Source organism: Actinacidiphila polyblastidii (assembly GCF_036353415.1).
In the GTDB taxonomy this organism is placed as follows: domain Bacteria; phylum Actinomycetota; class Actinomycetes; order Streptomycetales; family Streptomycetaceae; genus Actinacidiphila; species Actinacidiphila polyblastidii.
Genome location: NZ_JAZEWV010000009.1, coordinates 238815 through 261108, shown reverse-complemented (window position 1 = coordinate 261108; position 22294 = coordinate 238815). Strand labels below are relative to the sequence as shown.

Annotated in this window: 17 protein-coding genes and 1 pseudogene; 12 read left to right on the top strand and 6 right to left on the bottom strand. The window is 73.5% G+C overall.

What is annotated here, in order from left to right; translation table 11 throughout:
• The 4 genes and pseudogenes from V2S66_RS14500 to V2S66_RS14485 all read left to right on the top strand — a co-directional run.
• Nucleotides 1–105: pseudogene (locus V2S66_RS14500) on the top strand (TetR family transcriptional regulator); the annotation flags it as partial.
• 172 nt (nt 106–277) lie between these two features.
• A complete protein-coding gene (locus V2S66_RS14495; protein WP_330795353.1) occupies nt 278–742 on the top strand; it encodes an SsgA family sporulation/cell division regulator in 465 nt (154 codons plus the stop codon).
• Between the two features lie 19 nt (nt 743–761).
• Nucleotides 762–1700, top strand: a complete 939-nt coding sequence (locus V2S66_RS14490) for an RNA polymerase sigma factor (protein ID WP_330795351.1) — start codon at nt 762–764, stop codon at nt 1698–1700.
• A 94-nt stretch (nt 1701–1794) separates the two neighbouring features.
• A complete protein-coding gene (locus V2S66_RS14485) occupies nt 1795–2730 on the top strand; it encodes an alpha/beta fold hydrolase (RefSeq protein WP_330795349.1) in 936 nt (311 codons plus the stop codon).
• On the opposite strand, the gene V2S66_RS14480 is transcribed toward V2S66_RS14485, so the two are convergent.
• Both V2S66_RS14480 and V2S66_RS14475 read right to left on the bottom strand, forming a co-directional pair.
• On the bottom strand, nt 2714–3178 hold the full coding sequence (locus tag V2S66_RS14480; RefSeq protein ID WP_330795347.1) for a phage tail protein: 465 nt from the start codon (nt 3176–3178) through the stop codon (nt 2714–2716). The genes V2S66_RS14485 and V2S66_RS14480 overlap by 17 nt on opposite strands.
• 241 nt (nt 3179–3419) lie before the next feature.
• Entirely contained in the window at nt 3420–4406 is a 987-nt protein-coding gene (locus V2S66_RS14475) for a PLL family lectin (protein WP_330795345.1), read from the bottom strand.
• A 305-nt stretch (nt 4407–4711) separates the two neighbouring features.
• Here V2S66_RS14475 and V2S66_RS14470 point away from each other — a divergent pair, with 305 nt between their 5' ends.
• Nucleotides 4712–5137, top strand: coding sequence for an ester cyclase (locus V2S66_RS14470; RefSeq protein ID WP_330795343.1), 426 nt, complete (start codon nt 4712–4714; stop codon nt 5135–5137).
• A 162-nt stretch (nt 5138–5299) separates the two neighbouring features.
• On the opposite strand, the gene V2S66_RS14465 is transcribed toward V2S66_RS14470, so the two are convergent.
• A complete protein-coding gene (locus V2S66_RS14465; RefSeq protein ID WP_330795341.1) occupies nt 5300–7330 on the bottom strand; it encodes a lamin tail domain-containing protein in 2031 nt (676 codons plus the stop codon).
• Nucleotides 7331–7667: 337 nt separating this feature from the next.
• Between V2S66_RS14465 and V2S66_RS14460 the strand changes: the two genes are divergently transcribed.
• On the top strand, nt 7668–8951 hold the full coding sequence (locus tag V2S66_RS14460; RefSeq protein WP_330795339.1) for a YhgE/Pip domain-containing protein: 1284 nt from the start codon (nt 7668–7670) through the stop codon (nt 8949–8951).
• 105 nt (nt 8952–9056) lie between these two features.
• Here V2S66_RS14460 and V2S66_RS14455 read toward each other — a convergent pair whose 3' ends face one another.
• Nucleotides 9057–10193, bottom strand: coding sequence for a hypothetical protein (locus V2S66_RS14455; RefSeq protein WP_330795337.1), 1137 nt, complete (start codon nt 10191–10193; stop codon nt 9057–9059).
• A gap of 206 nt (nt 10194–10399) precedes the next feature.
• Between V2S66_RS14455 and V2S66_RS14450 the strand changes: the two genes are divergently transcribed.
• The 5 genes from V2S66_RS14450 to V2S66_RS14430 all read left to right on the top strand — a co-directional run bounded on the left by V2S66_RS14450 (nt 10400) and on the right by V2S66_RS14430 (nt 16936).
• Entirely contained in the window at nt 10400–13489 is a 3090-nt protein-coding gene (locus tag V2S66_RS14450; protein WP_330795335.1) for an AfsR/SARP family transcriptional regulator, read from the top strand.
• Nucleotides 13490–13664: 175 nt separating this feature from the next.
• Entirely contained in the window at nt 13665–15224 is a 1560-nt protein-coding gene (locus V2S66_RS14445) for a hypothetical protein (protein ID WP_330795333.1), read from the top strand.
• A gap of 191 nt (nt 15225–15415) precedes the next feature.
• Complete coding sequence (locus tag V2S66_RS14440) at nt 15416–15694, top strand: hypothetical protein (RefSeq protein WP_330795331.1); 279 nt, start codon at nt 15416–15418, stop codon at nt 15692–15694.
• Between the two features lie 54 nt (nt 15695–15748).
• A complete protein-coding gene (locus tag V2S66_RS14435; RefSeq protein WP_330795329.1) occupies nt 15749–16330 on the top strand; it encodes a putative glycolipid-binding domain-containing protein in 582 nt (193 codons plus the stop codon).
• A gap of 324 nt (nt 16331–16654) precedes the next feature.
• The gene (locus tag V2S66_RS14430) at nt 16655–16936 is read left to right on the top strand and encodes a hypothetical protein (protein WP_330795328.1); all 282 of its coding nucleotides are present in this window, start codon (nt 16655–16657) and stop codon (nt 16934–16936) included.
• Between the two features lie 145 nt (nt 16937–17081).
• On the opposite strand, the gene V2S66_RS14425 is transcribed toward V2S66_RS14430, so the two are convergent.
• A complete protein-coding gene (locus V2S66_RS14425; protein WP_330795326.1) occupies nt 17082–17759 on the bottom strand; it encodes a DUF3761 domain-containing protein in 678 nt (225 codons plus the stop codon).
• 371 nt (nt 17760–18130) lie between these two features.
• Between V2S66_RS14425 and rph the strand changes: the two genes are divergently transcribed.
• The gene (gene rph, locus V2S66_RS14420) at nt 18131–20782 is read left to right on the top strand and encodes a rifamycin-inactivating phosphotransferase (protein ID WP_330795324.1); all 2652 of its coding nucleotides are present in this window, start codon (nt 18131–18133) and stop codon (nt 20780–20782) included.
• A 443-nt stretch (nt 20783–21225) separates the two neighbouring features.
• Here rph and V2S66_RS14415 read toward each other — a convergent pair whose 3' ends face one another.
• On the bottom strand, nt 21226–22260 hold the full coding sequence (locus V2S66_RS14415; RefSeq protein WP_330795323.1) for an RICIN domain-containing protein: 1035 nt from the start codon (nt 22258–22260) through the stop codon (nt 21226–21228).
• Nucleotides 22261–22294 lie beyond the last annotated feature (34 nt).

Below are 22294 nucleotides of genomic sequence, written 5' to 3'. Positions count from 1 at the left end.
CAGCTGATGCACCTGGTGTCGCGGGAGATGCCCGAGCTGAGCGCCGGGCAGGCGGCGGACGTCGTGGTCGACACGCTGCTGCGAGGGGTCGGCACGTCGTCCTGACGCCGCGCGCGGCGGTCGGTCGGCGCGGCGGACCGGCGTGCATGACGCAGCCGGCGGCCGGAGCACCGTCGCGGCACGTCCAGCCGGACAGTCAACTTACCTATGTGCCGCGGCCCCGCGGCGACGACAGTAGGGCGCACCGAACTCCGTCACAGAGAAGGACCCACCCGACATGAGCGTCGACAAATCAGGAGTCCGGGACCGCCGTCCGGCCTCGTACGGCCGTTCCCGGCTGACCTTGGACATCGAGCGTCTGCTGGACATCACCGCACGGCAGGCGGTCAGGGCGGAGTTCCGGTTCGACGCCGCGCGGTCGCCCTTCACCGTCTGCCTGGACCTCGTCGTCGACGGCGGCCCCCGCGTCCGGTGGCACATCGGGCGCGACCTCCTCGAACAGGGGCTGCACTCGATGAGCGGCCTCGGCGACGTGAAGATGTGGCCGTCGAACCGGGCCGGCCGGGACACCGCCTGGCTGCGGCTCGCCTCGGGCGACATGGCAGCCCTGTTCGAGCTGCCCGCGGCGCCGCTGGCACGGTGGCTGGAGCGCGTCTACGAGGCCGTCCCCGCGGGAGCCGAACTCGCCGGCGTCGACTGGGACGCCGCCGCCGCTCGGGTACTCGGCGGCCCCGAGGCGTGAGCGCAGGGAGGGAGCGGGCATGAGCGCGATGTCGGGAGACGCCGGGCCGGCGCAGGACGCGGCGCTGACCCGGGCCGCGCAGGCGGGTGACGTGTCGGCCCTGGGGCTGCTTCTGGAGCGGCACCGCCCCGGTATGCGGGCGGTGGCCCTCGGCGTGCTGGGGCCGGGCCCCGACGTGGACGACGTGCTGCAGGAGGCGGCGCTGGTCGCGCTGCGGCGGATCACCGACGTCCGGGACCCCGCATCCGCGGGTGCGTGGCTGCGCATGGTCGTACGCAACAGCTGCCGGAACCTGCTCAGGGCGTCCCGGCGGGCAGAGCCCGTGGCGGAGGTGCCGCTGCCGCCGGACCGCGCCACTCCGGAGCGGGCGCTGCAGGACCACGCCCTGCGGGACTGGATCTGGGAGGCCGTCGAGTCCCTGACACCGACGCTGCGCCTGCCCGTCGTCCTGCGCTACTTCGCCACCGGGACCACCTCCTACCAGCAGATCGCCGAAGCCTGCGGGGTTCCCGTCGGCACCGTGCGCAGCCGGCTGAGCCAGGCCCGCGCGACGCTGGCCGGCGCGCTGGCCGCCACCGCCGACACCCGGCACGAGGACGCGCTGCGGCGTACGGAGGACAGCTGGCAGGAGGCGTACGCGACCCTCGCGGCCGCCGAGCGCGGCGAGTTCGGCAAGGTGCTCAAGGACCGCTACTCCCCCGACGTCGCGCTGCTGGCCGGCGGTGAACGGCTCGGCGGCGCCGGCCTCCTGCTGGCGGGCATGGACGGCGACCTCGCCCTGGGGATACGTCAGCGACCCGTGCACATCGTGGCCGGCCGGTCCCTGCTCGTCTGGGAGATGGACCTGGTCAACCCGCCCGACCGTCCGGACCACTGCCCCCCGGGCGTCGCCTGGATCATGACGCTGGCCGGCGGCCGCGTCGACCGGATCTCGCTGGTGCACACACCACGTCCGTGAAGGTGCCCCAGGTCACACCTGGGCGATCGAACTTCCTCCCCCGCGCGGCGTCTTGTCGGTGTCACTGCCACGAACGCACCACATGGAGGTTCCGATGAGCACGTCGAGCGTGTCCGGCGACGGCCCGGTACGAGGCACCGGCCCGCTGGCCCCCGGGGTCCACACCTACCGGGTGGAGGGTCTGGTCCAGCGCTACCACGTCCACGGCAGCGGCCCGGTCTGCGTGGCCCTCCCCGGCGGGCCCGGCATCTTCTGGGAGTACCTGCGCACACCCCTCCTCGAAGAGCACCTGACCATGGTGTACGTCGAGCCGATCGGCACCGCGGACGACAGCCGGCTCCCCTCGCACCCCCACGGGTACACCCGGGAGCGCTACAGCCTGTTCCTGGAGATACTCATCCACCGGCTCGGCCTGGCGAGGGTCCACCTGCTGGGACACTCGCACGGTGCGTTCGTGGCCGCCTACCACGCCGTGCACCGCCCCGAGCAGGTGGCGGGTGTCGTGCTGTACGAGGGCGCGCCCGTCACGGGTCCCGAGCACGCCGCGGAGGCCGGCCGCATGGTCGAGGCCTTCGCCGCGCGGCACGCCGGCCACCCCGGGCTGCCCGCGGTGATGGCCGCGTTCGGCGCCATGTCCGGCATGACGAACGACGAGCAGACCGAGGCGGTCGCCAAGGGCGTGCTGCCCTCGTACTTCGCCGACTACTGGGGCGACGAGGAGCGGTACGCGCCGTTCCGCGACGCGGTCCGGGCCTCGTACATCTCCGGCCTGGACGAGGACCTCACCCCGGACGTCGTGGACGATCGCACCGCGCTCAAGGGACTGACGGTCCCGGCGCTGGTCGTGGTGGGCCGGCACGACGTGATCTGCGGCATCCGGTGGGGCCGAGAACTGGACGAGCTGATCCCCGACGCGCGGCTGCTGGTGCTGGAGGACAGCGGCCACATGGGACATGTCGAGGAGCCCGAGGCGTTCGCGGACGGCGTCCGCGACTTCGTCCTGGGGCGCGCGGTCAGTGCTCGCCCTTGATCACGAAGTAGGAGCCGCGGATGACGCCCGCCAGTTTCGACTTCTGGCGCGCGAACTTGAAGCGGGAGGCGAGTTCCTCCGGCACCTCCATGCCCTCCGACAGCTTGAAGCCGACGGCGCGCTTCTGCCCGTCCTCGACGGTGTACATCACGTTGATCGACAGGCCGGACTCGTAGAACACGTAGGCCATCCGGATGCCGTCCACCTCGAAGGACGTCGCCTCGAGCGGACGGGAGGAGATGACGAGGTCGCGCTCCTCGGCGAGGATGCCGTGCACCCAGTCGACCACCTCCGGCGCTTCGGCCGCCGGGCTGACGGTGAACACGTGCGCGAACTTGTTCCGGAGATAGCGCGCCTCGTTGGCGCGCAGACCCGCGAGGCTCTCCGCGACCGGGCTCGACTCCAGGCCGGTCGTGGAGACGTTCTCGAAGTCGACGGTGTACGGCATGCGTGCTCCTAGGGACGATCCGCCCAGCAGATCGGGCCTCCGGGCCCGGTTTCTCCCGGATGCCCTCACGGTAGCGGGTGGACGCCGCGCGGGCATCGCCGGGCACGGCCCGCCGGCGTCGTGACCGCGTGGCACCGGCCGCGGGCCGACCGCAGAGCAGCCGGTCGGCCCGCGGCAGCGGACGGGGGTGCGCGGGCGGCAGCCGGCGCGGAAGGCCGCGCTCAGCGCCGAACGGCTGGGGTCACCGGCGGGTCCGCTTGTAGAACACGTCGAAGTAGGCGTCGTTCGTGGCGTGGATGTACAAGGCGGTCCCGAGCGCGACGAGGAAGGGCCCGTAGGCGGCGATGATGTCGCCGACGGCGTCGGTCCACGCTCCGGTCGCACCGCGTTCGTTGACGGGAACCAGCTGGATCCGGTGGTCGCGCAGCGCGCGAATGGCGACCTGTCCGGCGCCGTCGGAGGCGAACGCCACCGCGGGCTGCGCGTCCGTCGTCGCCTGTCCCACCGTCACGCTCCGCGTCCAGGCGCCGGCGGGGTCGCCGTAGGTCTGCCGGGTCAGGTAGACGAGGTTGGTGGTGGCGCCGCGGTAGACGACGACGATCGCCTGCGCCGGCGCACTGAAGGCGACCGAGGGAGACGAGGTGCTCGTCGCGCCGGTGATCGGCGCCGGCGCCCACCATCCGCCGTTCACGCTGTTGTAGTACACGCCGTAGAGCTGGTTGTCGGTGGCGCTCCGGTAGGCCATGTACAGATCGGCGCCGCCCAGCACGGCGACGGACACGGAGCGGTCGGCCGTGGTCCGCACGCCCTGCGGGATCTGGTTCCACCCTGAGATGATCAGCGGTTCCTGGGAGTCCAGGTCCACCCATATGGGCATCTCGAAGACGTAGCCGTTCGTCCCGGTGTGGAACACCGTGAAGAGCTGGGTGCCCGTGGTGACGACCTGCGGGGTGGCGTCCGTCTGCGCGTCGGGGAGGACGTATTGCGGGCCGCTGTTGACGCGGATGTGGATCAGGTTGTCGTCGAGGCCCCGCCACACCTGGACGTGGTCGCCGTGCTGGTTCCGGGCGTCGGTCATGTCACCGTGGGACGTGACCCCCTCGGCGTGCCACGTGTTCTCCTCACCGGGCTGCGCGGCGTAGGCCGTACCGCTCGTGAAGACGAACACCGACAACGCCGCGGCGATGGCCACGAGGGCCATGCGTGAGCGCTTCAGCACAGATGTCATCGAAACTCTCTTTCAGGGGAGTCATGACGGGCCGGAGCCCGGCCGCGGATGGTCATGACGTGTCCGACGGGGGAGGTTGGTCGGACGCCGGCATCGGAACGGTGACATGCCCTGATGACAGGTCAAGTGATGTCCCCCGTCGATGACTTGCGTCCTGAAGCCCCGCCACGGACGGGTGAGGTGTGCGCGTCTGGGTCGGTCGCGGCGCGGGCTCCACCCCTCACAACGGGTACGAGACCCGGAAAGGTTCAGCGGCAGGCGGGAGTGCGGTGGCGGTCCGGCCGGCCGATCGATACGGTTCCTCCATGTCCGACTCCGCCGAAGCCGCCGAAGCCGCCGAAGAGCGCAACGCCGAGGTCGTCCGCCGCTACCTTCGGGTCTTCGAGACGAAGGACGTCGCCGCACTCGAAGAGCTGGTCGCCGAGGACGTCCTCGTGCACGGCGCGGGCTTTCACGGCCGGGGCCGGCACCATCCCGAGGGAGCGGCGCTGACTCCTGGGCTGTCCGGCTGCCGCGTGCGCGTGGACGACCTGTTCGCCGCCGGCGACCGGGTGACCGCGGCTTTCACTCTCACCTACACCCACGACCGCAGCGGCCGGGACCTCACGATGACGGGAGTGAAGTCCTACCGGCTGAGCGAAGGACGGATCGTCGAGTTCTGGGGCGAGACCGACCTCTACGGCCTGCTCCGCCAGGCCGGACTCGTACCCGAGCAGATCCCGCCCTTCTGACCTGCCGGAGCGGGTCGCCCGCGACCCGGACGATCAGGATGATCACCGGCCTGGGCGAACCAGCTTCACCTCCGGCGCCGGCAGCGCCGGATGCCCCCGATGGCCTGCCCCGTCCGGTGTCCGGACGGGGCAGGCCATCGGCGCGGCCTTTCCGGCGGCGGATCAGCAGGGGAACGTCCCGCTGTAGAGGGCGTGCCCCCAGGAGGAGGTCTTGGAGCCGAATCCGTAGATGCCGTCGTCGCTCCAGACCGCTTCCCGCGAACCGTTGACGCAGGTGGAGGCCGGCGCGATCGCGAAGCCCTCCAGGTTGTCGGTCGGCATGACGGCCGGGTTCGTGTAGGTGACGTCCGGAGCGATCGCGCCTGCGGCGTTGACCTTCAGGAAGGTGTGCGTCTCGCCGCAGGTGTTGTCGCAGCTGGCGACGAGGCGCTGGGTCACGGCGTCGAAGGACACGTCCATCACCGAGCGCTCGCCGGTCGTGATCGCGCCGAACGTGGTGAACGAGCCGTCGGAGTTGAGGCCGTAGACGTGCAGCGAGCCGTCCCACTCCAGGCCGGCGAAGAACAGGCCCGACCCGTGCAGGGGGTAGTTCGCCGGGTTGTAGGCGGCGCCGGTGAGCGGGTCGACCCAGCCGCCCGCGGTCAGCCAGCTGTCCGGCACGTATCCGACGCCCTCGAAGCCCAGGTTGGCGTCGTCCTTGCTGCCGGTGTTCAGCTGCGGGAACTGCGAGGTCATGTCCCACTGGTGGACCGGCGTGAGCGTCGATCCGGTCGCGGCGGGGTCGAACTCCATGATCGTGTCCTTGGGGACCGTGTTCTTGGTGTTGTCACGCTCGGAGCTGACGTAGACGTGGCCGTTGGCGCCGACGGTCAGGCCCTCGGAGTCCGGCTCGCCGGAGCCGCCCGCGAAGCGGATCTGCTTGCCGGTCGCGCTCCACGACGGGTCGGGGACCCACTTGCCGTTGCTCTTGACCAGCTTGTACAGCCAGTTCTTGTTCTTGGCCGCCCACAGCGTCGACGGGTGCGCCGGGTCGAACGCCAGACCGCTCAGGTCACGGCCTTCGGGGCCGGTGGACGTGGTGAACGCGCAGACGTTGTCGGCGATCGTGACGTCCTGGCCGCCGGGCCAGGCGAGGGTGCCCGCCGGGGTGGAACCCGTACCGCCCGGCGCCTCGGGGGTGCAGCCGCTGGTCAGCGAGCCGCCGCCGCCCAGCAGTTGGCCGGGCTGACCGCCACCGCCGCCACCGGTGGTGCCGCCCGTGCCGCCGCCGGTGGTGCCGCCGGTGCCGCCGGTGCCGCCGCCGCTGCCCGAGCAGGAGTTCGCGGCGCCGAGCGTCGCGGTCGTGGCGGTCCTGAACCAGCCGGCGCCGTCGGCGCAGCGCTCGTCCGACGGCATGGCGCCGTCGGTTGCCCAGGTCACCGAGTCGACGGTGTCGCCCTTGTCGTCGAAGAGGACGACGGAGTCGTTGTCGCCCAGGCCGAGGGTGGAGTCGAAGGTGGCGTAGCCGCCGGCGGCGATGGTCGTCGCGCTCGGCGAGGAGGACGAGATCGAGGCCGCCGAGTGGCCGGTGTCGCCGTCGACGTACTTCCACGACCCGATGCCGACCGCGCTCGTCCCGCCGTTGTACAGCTCCACGGTGTCCGAGCCGTTCGAGGTGACCTCGTTGATCCGCACCTTGCTCGCCGCGGGGATCGAGGAGGGGCAGCCCGCGGCGTTCGCGGCGCCGAAGGTGGTCGCCGCGGTCGTCGTCACCCACGCCCCGGTGCCGTCGCCGCCGCAACGCGCCATCGCCGGCTTCGCCTTGCCGGTCGCCCAGTCGACGCGGTCGACCACCGTGCCGCCGGAGGTGTAGATCACCAGCTTGTCCGAGTCGCCCAGACCCTTGGGCGAGTTGAAGGTGACGAACCCGCCGGCCGCGATCGTGCCGGCGGACGGGCTGAACGACTGCGGCGAGAAGCCGTCGTCGGACATCTTCCAGCCGCTGACGCTCACCGCCGTCGCGCCGGTGTTGTACAGCTCCACCGTGTCGTTGTTCGACGAGGTGACCTCGTTGATCCGTACGTTCTGGTAGCCGGCCGGATCCGCGGCCGCTGCCGGCTGCGCGGCGAGCAGCCCCGTGAAGAGGAGTCCCGAGACGGCCAGGACCGCGGCGCACACGGAGCCGACGCCGGCGCGCGAAGTAGAAGTAGGCACGAGGTCGAACTCTGCTGACAGAACGTGGAAACAGGGTGTCCGCCGGCTGAACGCCGCCTGCTGACCAACCGAACGCCAGGCTCGATCGCGCGCGTCTGCCGCAGCGCGCGTACCGCGAGAGGTGCTGGTCCCGGTCCCGGTCCCGGTCGCGCCGCGTCCGTGTCGTGGCGGGGAGGCCGGTGGCGGGAGGGCTATCGTCGGCGGCGGAGCCCTCCGGTGCGCCGGCCTGCCGACGGAGGTGGGCTGGAGGTGGGCTGCGGGCGCGGTGGCGGCGGCGCCCTGCCGTCGACCTCAGCGCAGACCAGTGGGCCGTTGCCTCGGAGCCGGACGGAGTGCCATGACCGCAGCGGGTTCGGGGCAGCGACCGTCGGGCGCCCGCGCGGTCGTGGTGGCGCGCCACGCCAGGCTCTGGCTGGTGCCGGCCGTCCTGGCCTCGTTGGTGGCGCTGTTCCTCTCGCTGCTCTACATGGGCGGCATCGTCCATCCCGACGACAGCCTGCACCGGCTGCCCATCGCCCTGGTCGACGACGACCAGGGCCCGCCGCTGCCGGGCCAGCAGCAGCCGGTGGGCGAGCAGCTGAGCCGGGCGATCACCGCGTCGACCCCGTCGACGGCGGTGCGGTGGCGGCGGCTGGACCAGACCCGGATGCAGGACGAACTGGCCTCCGGCAAGGTCTACGGCGCCCTGGTGGTCCCGGCCGGCTTCAGCGGGTCGGTCAGGGCCCTGACGACCGCCCTGGCCACCGCGCGGCCCACCCTCACCGTCCTGACCAATCCCGGGCTGGGCAGCCTCGGCTCGTCGCTGGCCAGTCAGATCTCGCAGGGCGCGGCGCGCCGCGGCTCCCTGATGATCGGCCGTCAGCTGACGGCCCGCGCGGCGGCCGGCGGCGCCAACCCGACGCTGCGCGCGCTGCTGGCCGACCCCGTCGCCGTCGTGGTCCGGCCGGGTCACCCCATCGGCCGGCACAGCGGCCTGGGCCTGACGGCCTTCTACTACACCCTGCTCCTGGTGCTCACCGCGTTCGTGGGCGGGAACATCATCAACAACGGGGTCGACGCCGGTCTCGGCTACACCGACAACGAGATCGGGCCGTGGCACTCGCGCCGTCCCACGGTCCCGATCAGCCGCACGCAGACCCTCCTCCTGAAAATGATCATGACGGCGGGCATCGTCCTGCTCACCACCGGCCTGACGATGATCGCCACCATCGCCGTCCTGGGCATGGACGCCTCGCACATCCCGCTGCTGTGGATCTTCTCGTACTGCGCCAGCCTGACGGTCGGCCTGGGCGTGCAGGCGATCAACGCGGCCTTCGGCGGAATCGGCCAGGTGGTGTCCATGTTCGTGTTCATCGCCCTGGCCCTGCCGTCCTCCGGCGCGACGGTCCCCCTCCAGGCCGTCCCCGGCTTCTACCGCTTTCTCGCCCTCTTCGAACCCTTCCGCCAGGTCACCGGCGGCGTGCGGGCCATCCTCTACTTCGACGCCCGCGCCGACGCCGGCCTCGCCCGCGGCTGGGCCATGATCGGCGTCGGCTTCGCCGTCGCGCTGGCCTTCGGGTTCGCCCTGACCCGGTACTACGACCGCAAGGGCCTCCACCGGCTGGTCTCCAAGGAGACCTGAAGGCCGACCCGCCCGGGTACGTCCGTCCCGGGCGGGTGGCCGCCGGCGCCACGGCGTGGTGCGCGGCCGTGGCGGCGCGTCGAGGGGCGGCGCGCCGAGGGAGGGTCAGGCCGCGGCGAAGGACGCGCCGATCACCACGTTGGGCTGGCCGACCGACCCCCACTTCGGTCCCGGCAGCGGGCCGTGCAGGTGGACGGGCACCCGTATCCCGTTGCCGCAGTACCAGTCGTAGTCGCCGTCGGAGGCGGCGGTGACCGCTGACGGAGCGCCCGCCGCGAGGTCGCCGGCCTGCCCGGCCCGGTAGGTGTTCTGCCAGGCGCCCGTCGGAGACAGGTAGGCCACCGAGAACGCGCCGTCGGTCGTCGCGTACCCGACGGCGAGGCCCTTGGCGCCGACGGCGGCCGACAGGGGCGCGCCGTCCGGGACGTCCGCCGGCCCGGTGGTGTTGGGCTTCGGGGAGCCGGTCAGCACGCCCTGCTCCGTCAGGTGGGCGACCTGCACCCGGCCGTCATGCCCGGTGAAGAAGAGCGTCAGGGCGCTGTTCGGGACGCCCAGCGCCTGCGTGTCGACCACGGATATCCCGCCGCCCGGCTTGGCGGTGCCCGGCGCGATCACCGCCTTCTCGGTGACGGTGCCGCTCTGCGGCCCTTGGGACTGCACCCGCACCGCTCCCGCGGTGTCCACGAAGAACACGTCGTGATAACCGTCGGAGGTGCCCACCGACGCCATCGCGCCGCCCGCGTACGCCGTGGACGTGTTGAACCGTATGTGCACCGGCGGCGAGCACGGGTTGCTGATCTCCAGCGGCGCCGCCGCCCGGGCGGTCTTGCCCTGCGCGCGCTGGCGCGCGACGGTGACGGATATCTGCTGGCCCGCCGCCTCGGCCGTGAGCGCCGCTCCCGCCGGGGCCTGACCCGTCGCGGTGATCGCCAGCGGCCGCGCGAGGAGCGGGCAGTCCTGGTAGATCGCCCCGTCGACGCCGACGAAGAACACCGACGGCGAGCCGCCGTCGATCCGGGCCGCGGCCAGGTGGGCGCCCGCGAGCGTCGCGCCGGTCGGCCCCTGGGGCGCGGCGGTCGTCCAACTGCCGTTCGCCTGCTGGGTGAAGCCCCACAGCGCGCCGTCGTCACCGGCGTAGTACACCCACGGCACGGGCTGCGGTCCCGCGTGCGCGGCCGGCGCACCGGCCACCCCCAGGGCCCCCAGCGCGACCGCGGACACCGCGGACGCCAGCAGCCGCACGGCTCGCCGTGCACGCCCCGCCGTCCGCCGCCCTGCCGTCTTCGGGAGTCTGATCAACACCATCTCGCTCCTGACTTTCCACTCGTCCCATGTGGCGGGCATCCTGGCAAGGCGCTCTGGACGTCGTCTGGATGACGCCCGCGCGGACGGCGCGGGAGCCGCGCGGTCTGCGCGTACCGCGAACTCGGGGGCGGGGGTGGGGTGGTGTGGGCGACGAGGCGGAGCCACGACTGTCGGTCCGGCTGCTGGGGCCGGCGCGCGCGTTCGTCGGTGCGCGCGAGCCGTCGCTCGGACCGCCGCTTCAGCGCGCGGTGTTCGCCGTGCTCGCGGTGCGCCGCAACCAGATCGTCGACCGCGGCGACCTGATCGACGCCGTGTGGGGCGAGGACCTGCCGAGCGATCCGGCGGGCGGACTGCACACCTACGTCGCCGGGCTGCGCCGCGTGCTGGACCCGGGCAGGCCGCGCCGTTCGCCGGGCCGCCACCTGCAGTCGCATCCGTCGGGCTACCGGCTGCTGCTGCTCCCCGAGGCGTCGGACCTCGCGCGCTTCGAACAACTCAGGGACAGAGGGCGTGCGGAGTGGCGAGCGGGCCGGAACGCGTCGGCCGAGCGGCTGCTCCGCGAGGCGCTCGACCTGTTCGAGGGGCCGCCGCTGGGCGGGGTGCCGGGGCCGTTCGCCGGCACACAGCGCTCCTGGCTCACCGAGCAGCGCCAGTCGGTCGCCGGTGACCGGATCGACGTCCTGCTGGCCCAGGGGCGCGACGACGAGGCGACCGACGCGGCCCGCCGGCTGGCCGACGAGGAGCCGCTGCGCGAACGCACCTGGGCCCAACTGATGCTGGCCCTCTACCGGGACGGCCGCCAGGCCGACGCGCTCGCCTCCTTCGACCGTGCCCGGGACGCGCTGGCCGAAGCGCTGGGACTCGACCCCGGGCCCCACCTGGGCTCGCTGCGACAGCGCATCGTGGCGTCGGACCCCTCGCTGCTGGACGACGCGGCGCCGGGCGGGCACGCGGGAGCCGGACCGTGGTCGGGCGGACCTCGTCCCGTGCCGGACGAGGGCATGCGCGCGGTACGGGACGAGGATATGCGCGCGGTGCGGGACGAGGGGAGCGGGCCCGCCCGCCTCAGATCCCGGCCCGGGAGTGAAGCGGCTCTCGCCCAGAGGGCGTTGGCGGCGCCATGGGCCAACCTTCCCCGCGGCGCGGGCCACTTCGTCGGCCGGGAGGCCGAGATCCGCCGGATCGCCTCGGTCGCCGAGCGGGCCGGGGTGTGCGTGATCGACGGCATGGCCGGGGTCGGCAAGACCACTCTGGCCGTGCACGCGGCACGGCAGTTGGAGCCGCGCTACCCGGATGTCCGCCTCTACCTCGACCTGTACGGACACACGCCCGGCCGAGTGCCGCTGACCGCGGCCGAGGCGCTGGAGAAGCTGCTCCTCGCGGCGGGCGTCCCCGGCGAGCGCGTCCCGGCCGAGCTGGACGACCGCGCGGCGCTCTGGCGGTCCCTGCTGGTGGGGCGCCGCTGCCTGCTGGTGCTGGACAACGTCGTGGACGCCCGCCAGGCGCGGCCGCTGCTGCCGGGGGCCGCCGCGTCGCTGGTCCTCGTCACCTCCCGGCGCCGGCTCTCCGGCCTGGACGCCGGCGAGGTCCTGAGCCTGGAGATGCTGTCGCGGCCGGACGCGATCGCCCTGCTCGGCGCGGTCGCCGGCGCCGACCGGGTCGCCGCCGAGCCCGCGGCCGCCGACCAGGTGGTGCGCGCCTGCGGCGGACTGCCACTGGCCGTGCAGATCGCCGCGGCCCGCCTGCGGCACCGGCCCGCGTGGAGCCTGGCGCACCTGCGGGACCGGCTGGACGACGAGGACCGGCGGCTGGACGAACTCGCCGCGGAGGACCGCAGCGTGGCCGCCGCGTTCGCGCTGTCCTACCGCTCGCTGGAACCGGCGGAGCAGCGGACCTTCCGGCTGCTCGGCCTCTTCCCCGGGACGGAGATCGGGCTGCACGCCGCGGCCGCGCTCGCCGGAACCGCGCCGACCGCGGCCGACCGGCTGCTGGAGGGGCTGGTGGACTGCCAGTTGCTCGACGCGCCCCGGCCCGGCCGCTACCGGCTGCACGACCTGCTCAAGATGTACGCGGCCCGCGAGTGCCGGCGGACGGAGCACGACACGGACCGCGGCGCGGCCCTGGACCGGCTGCTGGACGTCTACCTGGCGGCGGTGGACGGCGCGGAGGAGCGACTGCGCCCGCAGCGGCTCGACCGGGCCACCGGACCGGCCGGCAGCGGAGAGCCCGGCGACCGGCAGCCCGGCACCGAACAGCACCACGCCGAACAGCACCACACCGAACAGCCCCTTGCCGAACAACAGGGCGCGGCACCGATGTTCGCGGACCGGGACGCGGCACTGGAGTGGCTCGACTCCGAACGCGGCAGCTTCGGACCGCTGATCAAGGCGGCGGCGCGGGCCGGGCGGCACCGGCACGCCTGGCAGCTGGCCCGCTTCCTGTGGGGGTTCTACGAGACCCGCGGGCACTGGGCGGAGTGGATCGCCTGTCTCGAACTGGCCCTTCCCAGCGCGCGGTTGCTCGGCGACCGGCTGGCCGAGGCGCGGCTGCTCGTGGGCCTCGGCGTCGCGGAGCACGACCTGCGGCACTACCCGGCAGCGGTCGGCCACTTCCGTGCGGCGCTCGACCTGATGCGCGAGACCGGGTTCCGCAGCGGGGAGGCGGGCGTGCTCACGAACCTCGGCAACACCTACCGGCGGATGGGCCGGCTCGATGAGGCCATCCACTGCCAGCAGGGCTCCTTGGGGATCTGCCGGGAGTCCGCGGACGCGCAGGGCGAGGCCATCGCGCTGGCCAACCTCGGCGAGCTGTACTGCGACGCGGCCATGCTGCCGCAGAGCATGGCGGCCCTCAAGCAGGCGCTCGCCATGTTCCGCGGCTGGGACGAGCGCCGAGCGGAGGGCAGCGTGCTGGAGTCCCTGGCCCGCGCCCACCTCGCGGCCGGCAGCACCGGGCAGGCGCTGGCCCATGGACGGCAGGCACTGGAGCGGCGCAGGACCAGCGGCGACCGCTCGGGCGAGGCCCAGACCCTGGACCTGCTCGGCCAGATCCATCTCGCCCGCGCGGAGCCGGAGTCGGCGGTGGCCTGCTGGCACCAGGCGCTGGCCATGGCCGAGGAGCTGAACTCCCCGCTGGCCGCCGAGATCCGTACCCGCCTGGCCGCCCATCCGTCAGGCGATCCGTCGGGCGATCCGTCAGGTCGCCCGGTGCGGCCGGGTGCGCGAGGCCGGTGAGGGCCGCGGTCACCGCCGGTACGCGCCCTCGCCGGAGCCCGCTCGGCGCGGAGCGTGCCCGTTCCGCTCCCCAGGGCAACCCTGCGGGCCCTTGGGCTGTCTCAACGGACACGAACCGTCGAGGGGGAGGGTTGTCGTGAGAGACATTCCAGGCAGCAGAACAGGTGCAGGACGCGTGGGGGCGCTCGCCGCCGCGCTCGCGGTGGTCGTGCCCGCGGTCATCGCAGGCACCGCGGGACCGGCCGCCGCGGCCACCGGATCGCTCGACGTCACCATGCTCGACCGGCAGGGCCAGCCGTTCGACGTGCAGGTGGCGGCCGTTCCGTTGGACGCCCCGGGGGCCGCGGCCCGCGAGGTGATGAGCGGCAGTCCCGCCGCGTTGCCGGCCGGCCGGTACGCGCTGCTCACCCGGTCCTTCGACGGCGACCCCGTCCATGTCACCCTGGGAGGCCGCGTCGTCACGGTCACCGACGGCGCCACCACGGCGGTCACCGTCGACGCCCGCCAGGGCCGCGAGCTGAAGGTCGACACCGACACCGGTGTCTCGGGCGGGAACCACGTGCAGGCCATCGCCGGGCGCGTCTGCGTCGACGGCCGGAACACCGACGACTTCGCGATGAGCAACGCGGGTCAGGGCATGGTCTTCGTCATCCCGAACGACGACCCGCACGTCGCACTGGGCTACCTCTCCAACTGGACGCCGGGCGGCGACTCGGCCGGGGACGCGTACGCCGCCGCCGGGACGGTCCCGCTGACCGGCGACCCGGTCACCGTGCCCGTCGCCTCGACCGGGACCGTCACCGCCACCGTCCTGTACGGGCCGTCCACGCAGGAGGCGAGCGTCGTCCGCCTCCTGCCGCGGCCGCAGGGCTCCGGGTGCGAGCAGAACCTGTACGCGCCGCCGGAGCCCGGCTACGTCCCCTTCGAGCGCGTCACCCGCACCACGCCGGGCGCCTGGGAGTTCAGCGACGACTCCACCGGCGACTACTGGCGCGCCACCACGACCGTCACGTCCGGCGGCAGCACCACGCTGGAGTTCGGACGGGCCGTGTGGGGTCCGGTCCGCTACCTGCCGTGGGTGCAGAAGGGCCGGCTCGGCTTCGACACCTCCGGGATGGTCGCCGACCCGATCGTCCCCGGCGGCGACAACACGATCAACGCGACCGCGACGCTCTACCGCGACGGGAAGCAGGTGGCCACCGGGACCGGTCTGGGCACCTCGCCGTCCGTCAAGGGCCCGGCGACCTTCACCGCGCCGGTCACGGCCTCGGCCGCGTACACGCTGAAGGTCCACGCCTTCCGGCACGTCGACGGCGAGTCGCTGCCGACCGGGATGATGTCGACGGCCACCGACGCCGCCTTCTCCTTCCACGCCGGACCCACCTCGAACGCGGTGCCGCCCGCCTTCCTGACGCGCTTCCTGCCCGCCGGCCTCGACCTGTACAACCGCACCATGACCGGCCGCGCCACGGCGATCCCGCTGACGCTCGACCGAACCGCCACCCGCGCCGGCGTGCCGCTGTGGCCCTCGACCGTGCAGCAGGTCGAGGTCTTCGCCTCCACCGACGGCGGACGCAGCTGGCATCCGCTGACCGTCACCCGCACGGCCGCCGGATGGGCCACCAGCCTGCCCGCGCAGAAGGCCGACACGGAGATCTCCCTCAGCGCCCGCGTCACCGACACCGGAGGCAACCAGACGGTCAGCACCGTCTACCGCGCCTTCATCAGCGACTGAGCGACGGCAGCCGGGTGCCGCGGCCACGGCGGGCGGTGGCCACGGCGCCGTCCGCCGTGGCCGACTCCGTCCCCCAGCGCCAGCCGCCCCCGGCCTGGTCATGGCCCCGGGGCGCCCGCGCCTCGTCCTGGCAGTCCCCTGTTCGGCCCGCCCGGCGAGCGCACCGCGCCCGGGGAACCTAGCCTCGGATCATGAACGGACTCGCGGCCCTATACGAAGACGCCGTCGACACGCACCAGTCGATGGGGGGTGTGGGCGCCGCGGCCGGCATCGGTACCGTGCACGCGGCGGAGATCGACGCCGCGGGTCTGTCGGCGGACCGGACCCTGTGCGACATGGCCACCGACGACCTCCTGCACGTCCAGGGCGACATCCCCACCGACTCCTTCGACACCTGGTACCCCCTGGGCGATCACCTGAAGGACAAGCTCTGCGCGCGCTGCGACAAGGCGGCGGCCGGATACCACTGAGAGGCGGCCCCCGGCCGGGGTCACCGCACGGCCGGATCCCCGTAGGGTGGGGTGATGGCCGAGATGCTGACCTGGCGGGTTTCGGAGAGCGACGGGCTGGAGACGGCGTGGCTCGACCTCGGCGGCGGGACGTTGCGTGCGCGCGGGCGCGCGGCCGGGCTGCTGCCGCAACCGTACTGGCTGTCCTACGAGTTGGAGACCGGGGCTGACTTCGTCACCCGGCGGCTGCGGGTGACCGCCGAGACGGCCGCCGGGGTGCGCGAGCTGGATCTGCGGCGCGCGCCGGACGGCGGCTGGACGGCGGGCGCCGAGCCGTTGGAGGGACTGGACGGCGCCCTCGACTGCGATCTCGGGCTGTGTCCCGTCACCAACACGATGCCGGTGCTCCGGCACGGCCTGCACCAGGGTGGGAGCGAGCGGACGTTCCTGATGGCCTGGGTGCGGGTGCCCGACCTGACGGTGCTCCCGTCGGTCCAGACGTACACCCACCTGGCCCCGCGGCATGTGCGGTACGCGTCGGGCGGCTACCGCGCCGATCTGGTGCTGGACGAGGACGGACTGGTCGTGGAGTACCCCGGGATGGCCGCCCGCGTCGAGCGCCGCCCCCTCCCGGCCTCCTCTGCGCGCCTGCGCTGACCACCGGGAGCCGTTCGCGGCCCGGCCTGTGCGGAACGAGTGCGTCAGCGGCGATCTTTGGTCATCGTGCGGCGAGTTCGGGACAGCGCCCGGCGGACGAAATCCCTCCGCCGTCCACGGAACATAGCGTGGCGGCCGTGTTCGTGCCGTGGGGGAAAGAGCGGCACTGATCAGGCACGTTTCGTGCCCGGCGCGATGCGCCGTTCTGAGGGGAGGGCTATCCATGTCCATCACGTCACGCGTGGCGAAGCGGACCGGAGTGCTGGTCGCGGGGGTCGGTATGCGACAGCGGCGGCGCTGGCGCCGGCACACGCCGCCGGCTACGTGATCAACTACGACATCACCTGCCATGTGTACGAGCAGGTCCAGCTCCAGGGGTCGCCGGCGCACGACTACATGCGCTGGTACTCGAGCGGCGCCTCCAACGGCTGCGAGGTCGCGCTGTACCGCTCGTACAAGGGCAGCACCTGGTCGGCGGAGGAGGACGTCACGATCCTGACCACCGGGACCGACTCCGGCGGCTGGTTCTACGACGGTCCCGGCTGGAAGGCCGAGGTGCTCGTCTGGGACAGGAACGGTCACGAGGTGGCCGGCCCCGTCAACTGACCTGCGCCGACCGGCCGGACGAGCCGCGTGCGCGGCACGGTCACCTCGACCGCGCCGCGCACGCGACGATCGACCGCCGCGCAGGACCGTACCGCCGCGACCGAGCCGGCGGCGCTCCGAACGGCGAAGCTCGAAACGCCGGAACCTACTGGTAGAACTCGGCGACGCCGCCGTGGTGGGAGCAGGTGCCCCGGTGATGGGCCGAGAAGGAGAGCGTGCCGTCGTTGCACAGGGCGGTCGCCCCGCCGTGGTCGTCCACCGGCGGCTCGGTGGAGGTGTCGCTGCCGCCGCCGGACGATGAGCCGCCGCCGCCCGCACCGCTCGTGACGGCGGCGGCGTGGTGGGTGGCCGTGTGGTGGGTCGGTGTCGGGTGGGGCTTCGGGCGCGGCGAGGCGGTCGCCGGGGTGGGCGAGGGGGACGGCGAAGGCGCCGTGGTCGCGGACGCGCCGGGGCAGGTCTCGTCGGTCTTGACCGCGCCCATGTCGATCTTCGCGCCGGCGGGCGCGGTGGAGCCGGCCCCGGGTGTCTGGTCGCAGACGGTCCAGTCCCGATCCCAGATCTGGTGGCGGCCCTGACCGCTCGCGTCGTGCGAGTGCAGGTCGTAGAAGCCCTTGGCCTGCGCGGCGTCCTGGGCGGCTTGCAGGCCCATGCCGACGAAGTTCGGCACCGGGGTGCCCGGGTCGGCGGTGGCGCTCGTGGCGGGCTGGGCGGCGACGCTGGTCGTCGGGCCGCTCCTGGTCGCGGTGTCCGGGTCGCAGGCGGCCGCTCCTGCGGTACCGGCGGCGAGTAAAGCGACGATCGCCACGATTCTGCGGACGTGCATGGGTCCCTCCCCCTTTGGTGCTGTTCGTGCGGGCGATCGTCGCAGCGCGATCACCGCCGGGGGCTCGAAGTGACCCAGTCGTTACTGACATCGAGTGCCGGGGGGCGCCCCGGCGGAGGCCGCGCCTTCGGCCGGGGGAAACACAAAGGCAAGGAGAGTCCTCTCTCCTTGCCTGTCTCAACTTATAGCGCAAGGGGGGGCTTGCGGCAAGGCCCCGGTCGTGGCGCAGAATCGTCGACTCATGCCACCACCTGCGGAAATGAGGCCACTACGTGCGTGTGTCGGAGCCGGCCCACGGGGGACGCGGTGACGTCGAATCAGTACGCGGGACCGCGCCCCGCGAGAACGTCGACCGATCGGGAGGTGTCGCGATGAGCGAGCGGTATGTCGTGGATCTGCGGGAGGCCGACGAGACGCAGGTCGCGCTCGTCGGAGGCAAGGGAGCGCACCTGGGCGGGCTGTCGCGGATCGAGGGCATCAGCGTCCCGGACGGCTTCTGCGTGACGACGGACGCCTTCCGGCTGGTCGCGGACCATGTGCCGTCGGTCCGCGACCTGCTCGACCGGCTGGCCCGGGTGGACGCGGGCGACCGGGAGGGGACCCGCACGCTCGGCGCGCGGCTCCGCCAAGCCGTCGAGGAGGCTCCCGTCCCGGAGGGTCTCGCGGCGGCGATCACCGGCGCGCTCGTCCGGTTCGGCGAGCAGGGCGCCTACGCGGTCCGCTCCAGCGCGACGGCGGAGGACCTGCCGACGGCCTCCTTCGCCGGCCAGCAGGACACGTACCTGAACGTCATCGGCCCGGCGGCCGTCCTCCGCCACATCAGCCGGTGCTGGGCCTCGCTGTTCACCGAGCGCGCCGTGGCCTACCGCCGGCGGCACGGCATCGACCACGCCGCGGTCGACATGGCCGTGGTCGTGCAGCGGATGGTCTTCCCGGACGCGGCCGGCGTCCTGTTCACCGCCGACCCCGTCACGGGCAACCGGAAGGCCGCCACCGTGGACGCCGGCTTCGGCCTCGGCGAGGCGCTGGTCTCCGGCCTGGTGGACCCGGACGTGTTCACGGTGCGGGAGGACGAGGTCGTCGCCAGGACGATCAGGGCCAAGCAGCGCGCCGTCCACGCCCTCCCGGGCGGCGGCACCCGGGACGTGCCGGTCGACCCGCGGCGGCAGGGAGAGCCCGCGCTGACCGACGCGCAGGTCCTGCGGCTCGTACGGCTCGGCCGGCGGATCGAAGCGCACTTCGGCTGCCCGCAGGACATCGAGTGGTGCCTGGTGGAGGACGGGTTCAGGATCGTCCAGAGCCGGCCGATCACCACGCTGTTCCCCGTTCCCGAGCGCGACGACCGGGAGAACCGCGTCTACCTCTCCGTCGGTCACCAGCAGATGATGACCGACGCCATGAAGCCGCTGGGGCTCTCCATGTGGCGGCTCACCGCGATGGCGCCGATGTTCGAGGCCGGCGGGAGGCTCTTCGTCGACTCCACCGCGCGCCTCGCCTCGCCCGCGAGCCGCGCCGCCCTCCTGGACCTCGTCGGGAGGTCCGATCCGCTGACCAGGGACGCGCTGGAAACCGTCCTCGGCCGCGGCGACTTCGTCCCCACGCCGCCCGAGGCCGCTCCCGGCGCGCGTCCCGGTCCGCGTCCCGGCGGGGCGCCGTCCGGCGGCGCGCCCACCCCGATCGCCACCGATCCGGCCGTGGTCACCGGCCTGGTCGAGCGCAGCGAGGCGTCCGTCGCCGCGCTGGAGCGCGACATCCGGACGAAGACAGGACCGGCGCTCTTCGACTTCCTGCTGGAGGCCTTCGACGAGCACAAGCGGGTCCTCGCCGATCCGCTGAACATGCAGGCGATCATGGCGGGGATGGAGGCCACCTGGTGGCTCAACGACAACCTGCGAGAGTGGCTGGGCGAGAAGAACGCGGCTGACACGCTCACGCTGTCCGCCCCCGGCAACGTCACCTCCGAGATGGGACTGGCGCTGCTCGACGTGGCGGACGTGATCCGCCCGCTGCCGCAGGTGGTGGCGTTCCTCCAGGGCGTCCACGACGAGGGCGTCCAAGGCGGGGACGTCCAGGGCGGGGGCTTCCTGGACGAGTTGGCGAAGGTGCCCGGCGGCACCGCCGCGCGGGACGCGATCCGGGCCTACCTCGACCGCTACGGCATGCGCTGCGTCGCCGAGATCGACATCACGAGGCCGCGGTGGCGCGAGCGTCCCGCCACCCTCGTGCCGGTGATCCTCGACAACGTCAGGAACTTCGCACCGGGCGCCGCCGCACGCCGCTTCGAGGAGGGGCGGCAGCGGGCGCTGGAGAAGGAGCAGGACGTGCTGTCACGCCTGCGGGCCCTGCCCGACGGGGACCGGAAGGCCGACGAGGCCAAGGCGATGATCGACCGGGTCCGCACCTTCATCGGGTACCGGGAGTACCCGAAGTACGGCATCGTCGCGCGCTACTTCGTCTACAAGCAGGCCCTGCTGGCGGAGGCCGGGCGCCTCGTGCGGGCCGGCGTGCTCCCTGACGCGGAGGACGTCTTCTACCTCACCTTCCAGGAGTTCCACGACGTCGTGCGCGCGAACCGGGTGGACGGCCGGCTCCTCCAGCGGCGCAAGGACGCCTTCCGGTCGTACCAGTCGCTCCGGCCGCCCCGGGTGCTCACCTCGGACGGCGAGGCCGTCACCGGTTCGTACCGGCGTGAGGACGTGCCGGCCGGCGCCCTGGTCGGTCTGCCGGTCTCCGCCGGGACCGTCGAGGGAAGGGCCCGCGTCATCCTCGACATGGCGCGGGCCGATCTCGAACCGGGCGACATCCTGGTCACCGCCCATACCGACCCCAGCTGGTCGCCCCTGTTCGTGGGGATCACCGGGCTGGTGACGGAGGTGGGCGGCCTGATGACCCATGGCGCGGTGATCGCCCGGGAGTACGGCCTGCCGGCCGTCGTGGGCGTGGAGCAGGCGACCGGGCTGATCCGCGACGGTCAGCGGATCCGGGTGCACGGCGCCGACGGTTACGTCGAACTCCTGCCCTGACCGGCCCCACCGGGCAGGAGGCCGGTCCCGGCCTCCCCACGCACCGCCGAGAGCCTCGACCTCCCGCCGCACGAACGGCGCGAACGACGTCGGCTCCCGACCGAGCAGCCAGGTGAGGAGGTGGCGGCCGGGGGCGGCCGGCTCGTAGGTCGCCCCCGCGTGGCGGTCGCCGTCCGCGAGGACAGCGACCGCGACCTCGGCCACGTCGCTCAGGTCGACCCTCGACCGGCGCCGGTCGAGGGACCACGACAGGAGGAGGACGCCACGCTCCAGAACGGGCCGCAGCCGGTGGCGCACCATGGAGTTGGCGGGCTGGAGGATCGTGGACTCCAGCCCGGAGGAGCGCGGCACACGTGCGGCGGATACGGGCCGGCGCGTCGCGCTGAGGCCCGTACCCGCGTCCGCCGAGCGGGGTCTGCCGTCCGGATCGCGGGCGCCGCGCGTCAGACCGTACGCCACTTCTGGTTCGCGGTGCCCGCGCAGGTCCACAGCTGGAGCACGGTACCGGCCGCGGTGTTCTTGTCCTTGGCGTCCACGCACAGGTCAGGAGCGACGTCGACGAGGTCGTAGGACGTCTTGAGCACGAACCTCTGGTTCGCGGCGCGCGACGCGGAGCACTTCGCCACGCGGACCGGCGCGTAGTCGCCCGGGTTGGAGACGTCCAGGCACATCGTCCCGCCGAAGTCGCGCGCGGTCCCGTCGGAGCGGAACGTCCAACCCTGCGACGGGTCGCTGCTGTCGCAGTCGGCGAGTACGGTCTGGGTGCCGGCCGCCCGCGAACGGTGCTGGGTGGCGAGGCACCGGCTGGCGGCGAAGTTGAACAGCAGCTTGCCGGTGAACACCACGGGGGCGGTGGTCGCCTTGGGCGGCGGCGGGGCCGGCTTCTGGACGGTGCCGGACGTACCGCTCCCGGTGCCCTGGGCCGCTGCGGCCGGTGTGCCACCGCCGCCGCCGCTCTGGGCCCCGGCGACCGGTGCTCCCCCGCCCTGCGGGGGCAGCGCGGGGGCACCACCGGCCGCCGGTGCTCCGCCCCCCTTCCCGGTGGCGCGGGACTTCGGCGGGGCGGAAGGCCGGTGCGAGGCCGGCCCGGAGCTCGCGGACGGGCGGTGCGTCAGCGGCGCCGACGCCCCGGCGGTGGACCGAACCGTCACCGCGGCCTGCACGGTGTCGTCACCGCCGAGCCGCGAGACTCCGGCGGCCACGCCGACGCCCACGACCGCGAGGCCCGTCACACCGGCGACCGCGACCGCCACCCGGCGTCCGGGCATGAGCAGGCGGGCGCCGGAGAAGTAGTGGCGGCGGGCGAAGCTCTCCGCGAAGGACGCGCCGCCCGGTGCGGCGGGCTCGGCGACCTGTCGGACCAGCGGCAGTTCGCCGCCCGTCCGGTCCGCACCGGCCGGCGGCAGCGCTTCCTCGTCGTCCGCGGGCGACGGCGGCCTCGTGGGCTCGGACCCGTCGAAGGGGGAGGGTGTCGTCATGTAGCTCTCTCCGGATACCAGGAGTCGTGGGCGG